Here is a 13,205-nt window from a genome sequence, read left to right on the forward strand (position 1 = left end):
ACATTATTGCGTTTATCGCGCTGTTTTCGGTGGCTTGCGCATGACGAAGGCGTGGCTGTTGTCGTTTGCATCCAACCATTCGCCCCGGATCTCGCGACCGCAGCTGCCGTCGACCACCTCGCCCAGCCAGGTGCCCGAGACCTTCTTGCCATCGGCCGACTCTTCCATTGTCAGCTTGCCCTTGTCCACATCACCGACCACGATGGCCGTGCCGCCGGGCCGCTGGATCTGGCCTTTGACGGTGCCGTTCCATTCGGGATGGGGCGCCAGCTGCAAAGTCACGGGGCCGGGCAGGCCGGGCAGGTCGGCCTGCCAGTGGCCCAGCAGCTCAGGCTGCTCCATCTGCATCGCAGTGGGGCAGGCGGGGCGGGGGGCTGGGGTGGTCGTACAGGCGCTCGTCAGTGCAGCGCAGAAAGCGGTCAGGATCAGGGTCTTGGTCATGGATACTCAGTTCGAATCGGGGCTGGCGGCGGCGCTGCTCTGGGCCTTGCGCGCGGCGAACTCTTCGCGCAGCTTGCGCAGTTTCTCGCGCGGGTCTTCGCGGGCGGTGTTGCTGTCCAGGCCCATCTCGGCAATAAAGCGGCTGGGCAGCGCAGAGACCAGCTCGCGCCCCTTTTTGCGCCGCTTGGTCCAGCTCACGGCCAGCGAGCGCTGGGCCCGGGTGATGCCGACATACATCAGACGCCGCTCTTCCTGCAGGCGCTGCGCGGTGTCGTCGCTGACCTTTTGCTGGCGGCCGTCATCGTCGTCGAGCTTGAAGGGCAGCAGCCCTTCGTTGACGCCGATCAGCATCACATGCGGCCATTCCAGGCCCTTGCTGGCATGCAGGGTGGACAGGATGACCATGTCCTGCTCCTTTTCGCGCTCGCTGATGGTCGAGAGCAGGGCGATGGTCTGCGAGACTTCGAGCAGGCTCTTGGACTCGCTCACGGTCGTGGTGTCGGCCGCCGTCGTGGTCTGGCCGCCGGCGCGCTGGGCCATCCAGTCGCAGAACTCCAGCACATTGGTCCAGCGGGCGGCGGCGACTTTCTCGCTGTCTTCGGCGTCGTAGAGGTGCTGCTCGTAGCCGATTTCCTTGAGCCAGTCGAGCAAAAAGGCCAGCGATTCCTCGGCCCCGCGCGTCTGGCGGGCGCGGTATTCGAGGTCGTTGATATAGCGGCCAAACTCCAGCAGGCTCTCGCGGCCCTTGGCGGGCATCGCGTCTTCCAGCATCGCGTTGAACAGCGCACCAAACATGCTGCAGCGGTGGGCCTTGGAGAATTCGCCCAGGCGGCCCAGCGTGGTGTGGCCAATGCCACGCTTGGGGTTGGTAATCGCGCGCAGAAAGGCCGGGTCGTCGTCGTTGTTGATCCACAGCCGGAACCAGGCGCAGAGGTCGCGGATCTCGGCGCGGTCGAAAAAGCTGGTGCCGCCCGAGACCTTGTAAGGCACATTGGCCTTGCGCAGCGCCTTCTCGAACGGCTTGGCCTGGTGGTTGGCGCGGTAGAGGATGGCGAAATTCTTCCAGTCCGGGGGCGGGTTGGCGGCGGCGCGCAGGCTCAGGATGCGGGCGACGGCACGCTCGGCCTCGTGCTCTTCGGAGTCGCAGTCGACAATGCGCACCGGTTCGCCCTCGCCCAGCTCGGAAAACAAGGTCTTGGGAAACAGCTTGGGGTTGGGCTGGATCACATTGTTGGCCGCGCGCAGGATGGCGCTGGTCGAGCGGTAGTTCTGCTCGAGCTTGATGACCTTGAGCTGGGGATAGTCGACCGGCAGCTTCTTGAGGTTGTCGAGGGTCGCGCCGCGCCAGCCGTAGATGCTCTGGTCGTCATCGCCCACGGCGGTGAGGTGGCCGCGCTCACCCACCAGCAGCTTGAGCAGCTCGTACTGGGTGGCATTGGTGTCCTGGTACTCATCGACCAGCACATGGCCCAGGTTGGTCTGCCATTTGGCTCGGACCTCGGGGTGGTCGCGCAGCAGCCGCAGCGGCATGCCGATCAGGTCGTCAAAGTCCACGCTCTGGTAGGCGGTCAGTCGCTCGTCATAGCGCTGCATCAGCACGGCAATGGCGCGCTCGTTGTCATCGGCGGCCTGGGCCAGTGCCTCCTTGTAGTCGAGGCCCATGTTCTTCCACTTGCTGATGGTCCACTGCCACTGGCGTGCGGTGGCCACATCGGCGGTGCCGCCGGCCGCGTCCTTGAGGATGCCGACCACATCGTCGCTGTCGAGAATGCTGAACTGCGGCTTGAGCCCCAGCACATGGCCGTCCTCGCGCACCATCTTCACGCCCAGCGCGTGGAAAGTGCAGACCAGCACATCCTTGGCCTGGCGGCCGATGAGGCTCTTGGCGCGTTCGCGCATTTCGGAGGCGGCCTTGTTCGTGAAGGTGATGGCGGCAATCTTGCGCGGCGCCATGCCAGTCTCGATCAGGCGGGCAATCTTGTGGGTGATGACCCGGGTCTTGCCCGATCCGGCACCGGCCAGCACCAGGCAGGGCCCCTGGGTGTAGTGCACTGCTTGTAGTTGGGCGAGATTGAGACCATGGGCCATGGGGGCTGGAGAACCTTTGTAGATCTGGAACGAAAGCGCAGAAGAATAGCCGCAAAACGGCTTTCGGCTGCAGATGCGGGACTTTGGTTTTTACATATTTGCTTACACAAAAAACCACAGATTTTCTAAAATTGTTAATGAATGTAGAGCAGTTGGTAAAACCTGTGCGGAAAAGCTTGCGTCTGGTAAACAAGCTTCTAGAATGCCGATAGCATTGCTTCTATCAAGTGGCAAACGCTATTAATTAAGCCAATAAAAGTCTGAAACAAGCGCCATGCAGACCGCCGGTATTTCCGCAGAATTGCTGACTCCCAGCAGCCGCAACCGCTTTGCGCCGCTGTATGGCGTGGCGTCGCGCAAATCGGTGCTTCCGTGGAAAGAAGTGCCGCGGGATCGCGCCCAACTGATTGTGCTGGACCAGGGCATGGCAGACGCCATCTCTTCGCTGGGCAAGGCGCCCTGCGTGGTTTGCATCGGCCAGGTCAAGACGGCGATGCTCGATGGTGCGAGCTGGGTGGGCCGGCTGGAGGTGGATTACACCTTGAGCGATCTGATCGACATGTTTGACCGCGCAGCGGTCTTTCTGCTCGACTGGGATGCGCGCAACAAGGTCATCCGCCAGGAGTCGGTGCAGGCCGCTGCACAGCCGGCACCGACGACGCGCCAGGAGTTCCGCTACCAGCTCAAGTCCTGGGTGTCAGTCGGTGCGCCGTTCAATACGGGCGCATGCATCCGCGCGCTGGCCCTGCTGTCGCGCGAACCGGTGTCCATCGCCCAGTTGTGTCTGCACAGCGGGTTGGATAACACCATGGCCCGTGGTCTTTTGGTCGAACTGGGCCGCCGTGGCGTGCTGCGCGGCGTCGCTATGCCGGTAATTACCTCCGCCTCTTCCCCCTCCCACCATCGTGAGCCGCTACACTCCAAAGGTTTGCTCAGCCGTTTGGGCCGATGGATACGAGGGGGAGGTAAGCCGGGATGAACCAAGAAGCAGGCGGAACAGGGCCGCAGAAGATGCCGCGCATTGCGCTGTGTGGCCCGATGGGTATCGGCAAGACAACTGCCGTGCGTTCGCTGTGTGGCTCTCTGATGTCCAGCTCCGATGTCCGCAACCTGGATCTGGTGGCCCACAGCAAGGAGCTCACCACGGTCGGCACCGAGTTCGGAGAGATCGACCTGGGCGGCGGAGAAGTGGTACAGATCTGCGGCTGCCCGGGCCAGGAGCGTTTCAGCTTTGTGCGCCAGTGGGTGCTGTCGGTGTCGATGGGCGTTTTCATCATGACCGATGTGAACAACCCCAACAGCCTGGCCGAGACCAACCACATCCTCCATGAAATACGGCAACTGCCTCAGCCACCTGTCACGCTGGTACTGAGCGCGCGCCCGGCAACAACACAACAAATTGAAACATTCGCCCAAGGCGTGTATTCTGCTGGCCATGGGGTGATTCCCGTTCTGGAAGCGGACCCACGCGACCGTGGGCAACTGCTGGATGCGATGAGCGTACTTGTTTCCATGCTGTCTCTGCAAAGCGAGAATTCATGACTGCATCACAACCTCTGATCCCTGCCCAGGTCGTCAAGGCAGGCCAGCAGGCGCTTGATAAGCTTATTGGTCCTGTCGACGGCGTGCGTGTTGCACTGCTGAGCACGCCCGATGGATTTGAAATTGCGTCCCTGCGCACGAACAGCGAACTGCAGCTGAACCGCCTGTCGGCCATGGCCGGCTCCTTGATGGCGATGGCGCGCGCCGTGGGGCGCGAGATCAACCACACCGGTTGCAAACGCCTGACCTTCGAGACCGAGAGCGGTGTGGTCGTCTTCCAGTCGGTCACTTCCGAGTTTCCCTGCATCCTGTGCATGGTGCTCGATACCAATGCGATCCTCGGCCGCGTGCTGTGGGCGGCGGCCGAAGTGGGCGCCGAGATGAACAAAGTCTGATGGTTTGGCTGGCGACGAGCCAGCACTCAGCCATGGGAGAGCTGCGCATGCGCCGCACTGGCCGCAGGGCGCGGTAACGATAAACCGCCAGTGTGTGAAGGGGGAGTGCGATGGCATCGGTTCAAGACGCGTTGACGCAACTTTTGACAGTGGAAGGCGCCATGTGCGCCGCGCTGGTGGACAGTGGCAGCGGCATGCTGCTGGGCAGTGCCGGATCAGGCCTGGACCTGGAGCTGGCTGCAGCGGGTAACACCGAGGTGGTACGTGCCAAGCTCAAGACGATGAAGTCGCTGGGTCTGCAGGATTCCATCGACGACATTCTGATCACGCTGGGCTCGCAGTACCACATCATCCGCCCGGTGGCGCTGAAGGAAGGCCTGTTCCTGTACCTGGTGCTGGACAAGCAGCGCAGCAACCTGGCGTTGGCCCGTCGCAAATGCGCTGAAGTTGAAAAACTGGTGACGATCTAAGATTTTTAGACTGTTTTAGGCGCTGATCTGGCTTTCTGCCGGATCTGGGCCCTGCAAGACTGGCCATGCGCATGGCTGGTCTTTTCTTTTATGGGCCGGGCGCATTGCTGCCGGTCCCTCGCGCTACATCTGCGCTGGCGCATTCTGGGCACAATCGAGCCGTGCTGTCCGTCTTTTTAGTCACCTTTCCATTTTTTGCGCTGGTTCTGTGCGGCTTTGTGGCCACGCGGCGCGGCATTTTCCCGCTGCAGGCGATCGCCGGCGTGAATGCCTTTGTGCTGTATTTTGCGCTGCCTTGCATGCTGTACAAGGCCGGCTCCTCGCTGCCCTTTGCGCAGCTGATGAACCTGCCGATCCTGCTGCTCTATGTGCTGTGCCAGTTCCTGCTGGTGGCGGGCTGCGTGGCGGCCTCGCGCCTGCGGGGCATGGACTGGAACAATAGCGCCTTTGGCGCGCTGGTGACGGCCTTCCCAAATACCGGTTTCATGGGTCTGCCGCTCCTGGTGGCGCTGCTGGGTGATGCGGCGGCCGGCCCGGCCATTGTGACCATGCTGGTGGACATGGTGTTCACCACCTCGCTGTGCCTGGCGCTGTCGCGCATGGATGGGGCGGCGGGCAATGCGCGTGCGGCGCTGCTCAAGGCGCTCAAAGGCGTGCTGACCAACCCGATGCCCTGGGCCATCTTGCTGGGCGCGCTCGCCTCGTTCATGGAATGGAAGCTGCCCCAGGCACTGGACCAAACAACCGGCCTGCTGGGCAGTGCGGCCACGCCCGTGGCGCTGTTTGCTGTGGGTGCCGTGCTGGCCCGCTCCAAGATGGTGGAAGAGGAATACGCCGCCCCCGCCAGCTATGTGCCGCTGGCGCTGGTCAAGCTCTTTGTGCACCCGCTGCTGGTGCTGGGCCTGGGCCATGCCGCGATGGCGGCGGGCTTGCCGATTCACCCCTTTGCCTTGCTGGTCGTCGCGCTGGTGGCTGCGCTGCCCAGCGCCAGCAATGTCACCTTGCTGGCAGGCCGCTATGGCGCCCACAACGGCCGCATTGCGCACATCATCCTGGTCAGTACGGCTTTGGCCTTTGTGAGCTTTTCGGCGGCGGTGACCTGGCTGGTTGAGATTCCTGGAACAGGTTCTTAGATCGCCTGCGGGTCCACATCAACCAGCCAGCGCACCAGGCCCTTGTGCTCCGGATGGGCGCGCAGCCAGTGCAGGCAGGGCTGCCAGGTGCGGAGAAACTGCTGCAAGGCCTTGCGTGACGGGCTTTCGATCAGCATCTGGGCACGCTCCACATTAGCAACGCGCTGCATGGACAACGGAATGGGCGGGTAGACAAAGACCTCGCTGCCGTCCAGCAGTTGCTGGCTGTGGGCCAGCTCGGACGCGGCGCGCAAAAAGGCCTGGGCCTCCTGTTGCGAGCGGGCATCGGCGCGGATGATGGCCTGGTGGGCAAAGGGCGGCATGGCGGCATCGCGCCGCTCCTTGAGCTGCTGGGCGGCAAAGCCGCTGTAGTCCCACTGGCGCAGGGCCTGGTAGACGGCATGCTCGGGCTGCTGGGTCTGCAGCCACATCTCGACCGCGCTGCCCTGCGCAGCGACATAGGCGGCATCGCGCCCGGCGCGGCCGGCGGCCTGCAGCAGCAGCGAAAAGAGCCGCTCCGGCGCGCGGAAGTCGCTGGACATCAGCGCATCATCGGGCTGCACGGCGGCGACCAGAGTCACACGCCGAAAATCATGGCCTTTGGCAACCATTTGGGTGCCGACCAGCACATCGACATCGCCGGCATGCACATCGGCCATCTTTTCTGCCAGCGCGCCCTTGGCCTTGGTGGTGTCGGCATCGATGCGGGCGATGCGGGCCGGCTGGCCATCGGGGCGCTGCACATTGCGCAGCAAGCGCTCCAGCGCTTCTTCCAACTGCTCGGTGCCCTTGCCCAGCGGCAGGATGTCCGGATTGCCGCAGCTGGGGCAGGCCAGCGGCACACGCTGGCTGTAGCCGCAGTGGTGGCAGCGCAGTGTGCGGTCTGTCTTGTGGAAGACCTGGTGCGCGCTGCAGTGCGGGCAGTCGCTTTTCCAGCCGCAGTCGCCGCAGAACAGCACCGGTGCAAAGCCGCGCCGGTTGAGCAGCACCAGCGCCTGCTCGCCCCTCTCCACGCGCTGCGTAATGGCCTGCAGCAGCGCGGGCGAGAACAGGGTCTGGCGGGGCTGCTGGCGCATATCGACCAGGCGCAGCCGGGGCATCTGGCCCGCGCCAATGCGGCTGGGCATGGCCAGCCGCAAGTAGCGGCCGCCTGCATCCTGGCTGGTGGCCGGGCGGCTGGCCCACCAGCTCTCCAGCGACGGTGTGGCTGAGCCCAGAATCACCTGGGCCTGCAGATCATGGCCGCGCCAGATGGCCAGATCGCGCGCCGAGTAGCGCGCCCCTTCCTGCTGCTTGTAGCTGGCGTCATGCTCTTCATCGACGATCAGCAGCCGCAACTGCGGCATGGACGCAAACACCGACATGCGTGTACCCAGCACAATGCGGGCCTGGCCGGTGTGGGCTGCCAGCCAGCTCTTGAGGCGCTGAGGCGCCGTCATGCCGCTGTGCATGCTGACGACCGCCCCTTCGCCCAGGCGGGCCGAAAAGCGCGCCTGGAAGCGGGCCTCCAGCTGGGGCGTGAGGTTGATCTCCGGCACCATCACCAGTACCTGGGCCTCGGGATCGCGCTGGAACAAGGCCTCGGCCTGGTGCAGATAGACCTCGGTCTTGCCACTGCCGGTGCTGCCAAAAAGCAGAAAGGGTCCGGCATTTTGGTCTATCTGCGCGCAAACCTCCATTTGCTCCTGGCTCAGGGCCAGCGCCTGGTCGGCGGCGATATCGCTGTCGATCGCCGTCTTCTTGCGCTTCAGGCGCCGTGCCAACTGCTCCACCGTCAGGTCGCGCAAGGCGGGTGGCAGTGCAGTGATCGCCATCTCGCCCAGGCTGCGCTGGTAGTAACGGGCCGCAAAATGCACCAATCGCAGCCAACTTTCAGGCAACGGCGCAATTGCCTCCAGCACCGCAGTGATGGGTTTGATTTTGGCGGGGTCGCCATTGAATGCCGTATCCAGGCCCCAAACCACGCCCAGCACCTCCCGTTTGCCCAGGGGCACGCGCACCAGACTGCCGGCCGGCAGCATATGGGTGGCTTGGTAGGTGAGCAGTTCACTGGCCGCGCTGATAGCGCTGTAGGCAGGGGTGTGAACGGCGATGGACAGGAAAATCAAGGGGAGGGCGGACTGAAACGCGGGAGCTCCGAGTGTAGCGACTGCTGCGCATCCGCATCCGCGAAGCCTGGATGGGGAGGCCGAGCCGCGCAGTATGGTGTTTATCCGGATTGCGAGGCGGAAGGCTGCAATCTTGTGGCAAACGAAACAACTTATACACAAGGCAAATCTCAAGAAAAATCAATACGAGACTTACATTTCTGTGGATAACTTTGTTGAAATATCGATGCGCTGACCTGCATCAGAATTACCACATATTGTCAGTTGGCTAAGAGGCTTGGCTGACAAAATTTTTTTATTTATATCTTTCATGGAGTTATGTTTTACGCCCTACCTATATTTCCGATAGCCTCAAGATATTGTGCTATGGAGCCTGCTTTCCACAATGTGTGCATAAGTGCTTGCTCCGGTCCGATGCGCGATCCGAAGCGGAGGGGTAGTCGAACGGCGCTTATCCACATTTTCTCTTCAATTGGCTGAGTTATCCACTGCAATTCTTTGATGTGATTGGAGATTTTTCCTTTTCTTATGTCCTTATGCGCTGTCCATTGGCGGCTTCGCGTCCGGGCAGCGGACGAGGGCCTTGGCTTCCGATATGATTTAGCGCCAACCACGCCTGTGCTGCGGTTTTGGCGTTGCATCGCGTGGATCAAATTTTGCTGCAGCCTTTGGCGCCATGCCGGATGCTGCTGCGCTGGTTTGCGGCTTTTGGCGTGGCCCGTTGGCATATGCCAGCAAGGGTCATGCTTCGCGTCTCTCTGTCTTTTCTACTTCACCCATGTCACTGCTCCGATCGATACTGCACACGCTCTTCATGGGCCTGACGGTCATTCCCTATACCTTGACCATCTTGCTGCTGCGGGTCTGTGGTGCCAGCAGCCGCGCCCGGTATGTGGTGGCGCGCCGCTGGCTCAAGCTGTCGGCAGACAGCGCTGGCTGGTTCTGCGGCATCAAGGTCCGCACGCAGGGTATGGAGAATCTGCCCGTCGCCGGCCAGCCCGGCGGTGACAAGGGCGTGGTGCTGCTGTGCAAGCACCAGTCGACCTTTGAGACTTTTCTGATGCCGGCCATCATGCCGACGCCGCTGGCCTATGTATTCAAGAAGGAGCTGCTGAAGATCCCATTCTTTGGCTGGTCCATCGGCAGCCTGGACATGATCCATATCGACCGCAAGGATGGCAGCCGCGCCTTTCACAAGGTGGTCGAGCAGGGCAAGCGCCTGCTGGGCCAGGGCATCTGGGTGATCATGTTCCCCGAAGGCACGCGCATCGCACGTGGCGAAAGCGGCGAATACAAGACCGGCGCGACGCGCTTGGCGATCATGGCAGGCGCCCAGGTGGTGCCGATTGCGGTGACCTCTGCCAAATGCTGGCCGCGCAAGGCCTTTGTGAAGAGGCCCGGCATTGTTGATGTCTCCGTCGGCAAGCCGATCGACAGCAAAGGCCGCAAGCATGACGAACTGATGGCCGAGGTGGAGTACTGGATCGAGTCCGAGATGCGCCGCCTCGACCCCGAAGCCTATGCGGGCAAGCCTGCGCTGCAGGCGCCTGCAGCGGCAGTGGCCGCAGCATCTGCAGCTGCCGAGCCGGGCGCCGCCGCCCATTGAAGGACAAAGACTGCTGTGTTTGCCGCTGAGCGTCCCGTGTTGATGTACTGCCGCAAAATGGGGTGCAGGCATGGTTGATGTGCGCCGCCTGGTGCAGATGGCGCTCGACCTGTGGGAACGCAGCGAGCCGACGGCTGCTGCACTACCTCCTGCTTCCGCGGTAGAGGAAATCGTGGACGCCCAGCCTCTGCGGACACCAGCTCCCGCCGTTTTGGCCCCACCGCTTCGCCTGCCGGTGCCGCCGCCCGCGCCCATGGCCAAGCCGGCGGTCCCCGCAGGCCCTGCCTCCCTGCAGGCACACCCGGCAGCCAACCGCAGCATCCTGTTGCAAGACCAGCGGGTGGCCTACTTGCTTCAGCGCGCCAAGCGGCGCAGTATCGGTTTTGTGGTCAGCGAAGACGGCTTGGTGGTACGCGCGCCGCGCTGGGTGACGCAGCCGGGCATCGACGAAGCATTGCAGGAAAAGGCTGGCTGGATTGTGCGCAAGATCGCAGAGATGCAGCAGCGCCGCGCGAGCAGCCTGAGCGCCAGCATCCGCTGGGAAGATGGCGCCAGTCTGCCTTTCCTGGGGCAGCCGCTGCAGTTGGTGGTAGACAGTGAGCAGCGTGTGGCGCGCTCAGGGGCCGTCTGGCGGGTGGAGGAGGGTGCGACGGGTTCGCCCTCGCGCCTCTACCTGGCGCTACCGCCCAACGCCGGGCGTACGCAGATCCGTGATCTGGTGCAGGCCTGGTTTATCCAGAGCGCGCGCCAGCACTTTTTGGCGCGCCTGGCGCATTTTGCGCCGCTGCTGGGCGTGCACTACACCAGCCTGCGCCTGTCGAGTGCCGAGACGCGCTGGGGCAGTGCCAAGTCGGATGGCTCGATCCGGCTGAACTGGCGGCTGATGCACTATGCACCGGCCGTGATCGACTATGTGGTGGCCCATGAGCTGGCCCATTTGCGGGTGATGGACCACAGTCCCCGTTTTTGGGACACCGTGGCTGAGGTGGTGCCGAACCACCGCGCACTGCGCCAGCAATTGAAGGACATGCCGGCCCCGCCCTGGGACCGGGCAGCGTAGCGGGACTGGGCCTTCCCGCGCTTTTGAGAGGTATCTATGAGCTTGACCGCAGAACAGCAGACCATTGCGCCCGCCAATGGCTATGCCGGCGATATTGGTGCCCGGCTGGCCTGGCACTGGGTGCAGAACCAGCAGGCGGTGCTGGTCGACGTGCGCACGGATGCCGAGCGCGCCTGGGTCGGCCAGGTGCCTGGTGCCGTGGCCATTGCCTGGAAGCAGTGGCCGGAGATGGCAATGAATCCCGATTTCGATGCCCAGCTGCTGGCACTGGCCCAACGGGCGCCTGGCGCCAAGATCGTGCTGCTGTGCCGCAGTGGCGTGCGTTCGGTGGCGGCGGCGCAGCGCGCCAGCCAGTTGGGGCTGGAGGCCTACAACATCCTGCAGGGCTTTGAGGGCGATGCGAATGCCCAGGGTCAACGGGGACAGCTCGGTGGCTGGCGTTACCAGGGTTTGCCCTGGTCTCAGTGACATTTGTAATCGTCGCGGCTTGTAACCGAGCCGCACCCGCGCCAGTCGGGATAGCGTTGTCCCTGTAAACTTGGCCGCCTCATGATAGATGGAGTTACACATTGACTGTCGGTGTAGGCAGCGCTGCCTCTGCGCGCGCGTTGGTGGGTAGCGTGCGTGCGCACTGGCCGCTGGTGGTCAAGATGACGCGTCGTGAAGTGAGTGAGCGCTTCAAGGGATCGCTGGGTGGTTGGCTGTGGGCGGTGCTCATACCGCTGTGCATGCTGGTGATTTACACCTTTGTGTTCTCTGTCGTGTTCAAGGCGCGCTGGGGCGAGGGGCCGGAGTCCAAGACCCAGTTTGCGATGGTGCTGTTCGCCGGCCTGATCGTCTACGGCCTGTTCTCCGATGTGCTCAACCGCGCCCCGCACCTGGTGCTGGCCAATGTGAACTACGTCAAGCGCGTGGTGTTCCCGCTGGAGATTCTGGTGGTGGTGGCCGTGTGCTCCGCCCTGTTCCAGGCGCTGGCCAGCCTTGCGGTACTGCTGGTGGCGCTTTTGGTGCTCAATGGCAAGATCCCGCTGACCGCCGTGCTGCTGCCGGTGGTCTGGATGCCCTTGGTGCTGCTCAGTGTCGGCGTGGGCTGGTTCTTTGCGTCGCTGGGCGTATTTGCCCGCGATCTCAAGCAGATCACCGGTGTGATGACGACCATGCTGATGTTCATCTCGCCGATTTTCTTCCCGGTGCATGCACTGCCTGCCAGCTTTCAAACCGCGATGTGGCTCAATCCGCTGACTTTTTTCATTGAACAGACGCGCGCCGTGCTGATCTGGGGCCGCATGCCGGACTGGACCGGCTGGGCGATCAGCATGCTGGCCTGCAGCGTGGTGGCCTGGCTGGGCTTCGCCTGGTTCCAGAAGACGCGCAAGGGATTTGCCGATGTCCTCTGAATCTCTGGCACTGGACGTACAGGGCCTGGGCAAGTGCTTCCATATCTATGACGCGCCCGGCGACCGTTTGCGGCAGTTTGTGATGCCGCGGCTCTTGCGCCTGCTGGGGCGTGAGCCCAAACCCTACCACCGCGAATTCTGGGCACTGCGCGGGCTGGACCTGCAGGTGGCCAGGGGTGAGACCATTGGCATCATCGGCCGCAATGGCTCGGGCAAGTCCACTTTCTTGCAGATGGTCTGCGGCACCCTGGCGCCCAGCTGCGGCGCGGTGACCACGCATGGCCGCATCGCCGCGCTGCTGGAGCTGGGGGCAGGCTTCAACCCCGAGTTCTCGGGCCGGGACAATGTCGCGATGAATGCGGCGCTGCTCGGGCTGAGCGATGCGCAGATCGCCGAGCGCTTTGACTCCATTGCCGCCTTTGCCGATATTGGCGAGTTCATCGACCAGCCGGTCAAAACCTATTCCAGCGGCATGTATGTGCGGCTGGCCTTTGCGGTGATTGCCCATGTGGACGCCGATATCCTGGTGGTCGACGAGGCACTGGCCGTGGGCGATGCGGTGTTCACCCAGAAATGCATGCGTTTTCTGCGCAGCTTCATGGAGCGCGGCACCTTGCTTTTTGTCAGCCACGATACCGCTGCCATCAAGAGCCTGTGCGACCGCGTGGTCTGGATCGACAAGGGCCAGATCATGCAGATTGGACCGACCAAGGAGGTCTGCGACCGCTATATGCAGGCCTGCTATGAGGCCGAGCAGGGCAGTGGCCCGGTGGCTGAAGCAGCCCCGCCGGCCTCGGTGTTCGATGCCAGCCTGCCCTGGCATGACCAGCGGCGCGATTTTTTCCGTGCCGAGCCGCTGCGCAACGATATCGAGGTGTTTCGCTTCAACCCCGATGCGCCTTCGTTTGGCCTGGGCGGCGCACGCATTACCGGCGCCTGGCTGATGGACACGCAGCAGCGCCCCT

Annotated in this window: 13 protein-coding genes; 10 read left to right on the forward strand and 3 right to left on the reverse strand. The window is 63.1% G+C overall.

Annotated elements, in window-relative coordinates; all coding sequences use genetic code 11:
• Positions 1 to 12: 12 nt before the first annotated feature.
• Positions 13 to 441 carry a hypothetical protein gene (locus LPW39_RS18745; protein ID WP_230778620.1) on the reverse strand — a complete coding sequence of 143 codons (429 nt, stop codon included), beginning with the start codon at positions 439 to 441 and terminating at the stop codon, positions 13 to 15.
• A gap of 6 nt (positions 442 to 447) precedes the next feature.
• Complete coding sequence (locus LPW39_RS18750) at positions 448 to 2,529, reverse strand: ATP-dependent helicase (protein ID WP_230778623.1); 2,082 nt, start codon at positions 2,527 to 2,529, stop codon at positions 448 to 450.
• A 274-nt stretch (positions 2,530 to 2,803) separates the two neighbouring features.
• Between LPW39_RS18750 and LPW39_RS18755 the strand changes: the two genes are divergently transcribed.
• From LPW39_RS18755 to LPW39_RS18775, 5 genes are all read left to right on the forward strand, one after another.
• The gene (locus LPW39_RS18755; RefSeq protein ID WP_230778626.1) at positions 2,804 to 3,508 is read left to right on the forward strand and encodes a hypothetical protein; all 705 of its coding nucleotides are present in this window, start codon (positions 2,804 to 2,806) and stop codon (positions 3,506 to 3,508) included.
• Positions 3,505 to 4,071, forward strand: a complete 567-nt coding sequence (locus LPW39_RS18760; RefSeq protein WP_230778628.1) for a GTP-binding protein — start codon at positions 3,505 to 3,507, stop codon at positions 4,069 to 4,071. The genes LPW39_RS18755 and LPW39_RS18760 overlap by 4 nt, the downstream gene beginning before the upstream one ends.
• Positions 4,068 to 4,466, forward strand: coding sequence for a roadblock/LC7 domain-containing protein (locus tag LPW39_RS18765; protein ID WP_021028992.1), 399 nt, complete (start codon positions 4,068 to 4,070; stop codon positions 4,464 to 4,466). The genes LPW39_RS18760 and LPW39_RS18765 overlap by 4 nt, the downstream gene beginning before the upstream one ends.
• A gap of 110 nt (positions 4,467 to 4,576) precedes the next feature.
• Positions 4,577 to 4,936, forward strand: coding sequence for a hypothetical protein (locus tag LPW39_RS18770; protein ID WP_230778631.1), 360 nt, complete (start codon positions 4,577 to 4,579; stop codon positions 4,934 to 4,936).
• Positions 4,937 to 5,097: 161 nt separating this feature from the next.
• Positions 5,098 to 6,069, forward strand: coding sequence for an AEC family transporter (locus LPW39_RS18775; protein ID WP_230778634.1), 972 nt, complete (start codon positions 5,098 to 5,100; stop codon positions 6,067 to 6,069).
• Here the strand turns inward: LPW39_RS18775 and priA are convergent.
• A complete protein-coding gene (gene priA, locus LPW39_RS18780; RefSeq protein ID WP_230778758.1) occupies positions 6,066 to 8,174 on the reverse strand; it encodes a replication restart helicase PriA in 2,109 nt (702 codons plus the stop codon). The genes LPW39_RS18775 and priA overlap by 4 nt on opposite strands.
• A 781-nt stretch (positions 8,175 to 8,955) precedes the next feature.
• Here priA and LPW39_RS18785 point away from each other — a divergent pair.
• The 5 genes from LPW39_RS18785 to LPW39_RS18805 form a co-directional block, all read left to right on the forward strand.
• Positions 8,956 to 9,783: a lysophospholipid acyltransferase family protein gene (locus LPW39_RS18785; protein ID WP_230778637.1), complete on the forward strand. Its 828-nt coding sequence runs from the start codon at positions 8,956 to 8,958 to the stop codon at positions 9,781 to 9,783.
• A gap of 79 nt (positions 9,784 to 9,862) precedes the next feature.
• Complete coding sequence (locus LPW39_RS18790; RefSeq protein ID WP_230778759.1) at positions 9,863 to 10,843, forward strand: M48 family metallopeptidase; 981 nt, start codon at positions 9,863 to 9,865, stop codon at positions 10,841 to 10,843.
• A 36-nt stretch (positions 10,844 to 10,879) separates the two neighbouring features.
• On the forward strand, positions 10,880 to 11,311 hold the full coding sequence (locus LPW39_RS18795) for a rhodanese-like domain-containing protein (protein WP_230778640.1): 432 nt from the start codon (positions 10,880 to 10,882) through the stop codon (positions 11,309 to 11,311).
• Between the two features lie 101 nt (positions 11,312 to 11,412).
• Positions 11,413 to 12,240, forward strand: a complete 828-nt coding sequence (locus tag LPW39_RS18800; RefSeq protein ID WP_230778642.1) for an ABC transporter permease — start codon at positions 11,413 to 11,415, stop codon at positions 12,238 to 12,240.
• Positions 12,230 to 13,205: ABC transporter ATP-binding protein (locus tag LPW39_RS18805; RefSeq protein ID WP_230778643.1), on the forward strand; the 976-nt coding region annotated here is incomplete at its 3' end. The genes LPW39_RS18800 and LPW39_RS18805, both read left to right, overlap by 11 nt.

The organism is Comamonas koreensis (genome assembly GCF_021026195.1).
Lineage (GTDB): Bacteria > Pseudomonadota > Gammaproteobacteria > Burkholderiales > Burkholderiaceae_C > Comamonas > Comamonas koreensis.

Excerpts from the sequence above, each read along its gene's own strand:
- LPW39_RS18760 (WP_230778628.1), top strand. The coding sequence starts at position 3,505 with ATGAACCAAGAAGCAGGCGGAACAGGGCCGCAGAAGATGCCGCGCATT.
- LPW39_RS18785 (WP_230778637.1), top strand. The coding sequence starts at position 8,956 with ATGTCACTGCTCCGATCGATACTGCACACGCTCTTCATGGGCCTGACG.
- LPW39_RS18745 (WP_230778620.1), bottom strand. The coding sequence starts at position 441 with ATGACCAAGACCCTGATCCTGACCGCTTTCTGCGCTGCACTGACGAGC.
- LPW39_RS18765 (WP_021028992.1), top strand. The coding sequence starts at position 4,068 with ATGACTGCATCACAACCTCTGATCCCTGCCCAGGTCGTCAAGGCAGGC.
- LPW39_RS18750 (WP_230778623.1), bottom strand. The coding sequence starts at position 2,529 with ATGGCCCATGGTCTCAATCTCGCCCAACTACAAGCAGTGCACTACACC.
- LPW39_RS18795 (WP_230778640.1), top strand. The coding sequence starts at position 10,880 with ATGAGCTTGACCGCAGAACAGCAGACCATTGCGCCCGCCAATGGCTAT.
- LPW39_RS18770 (WP_230778631.1), top strand. The coding sequence starts at position 4,577 with ATGGCATCGGTTCAAGACGCGTTGACGCAACTTTTGACAGTGGAAGGC.
- LPW39_RS18755 (WP_230778626.1), top strand. The coding sequence starts at position 2,804 with ATGCAGACCGCCGGTATTTCCGCAGAATTGCTGACTCCCAGCAGCCGC.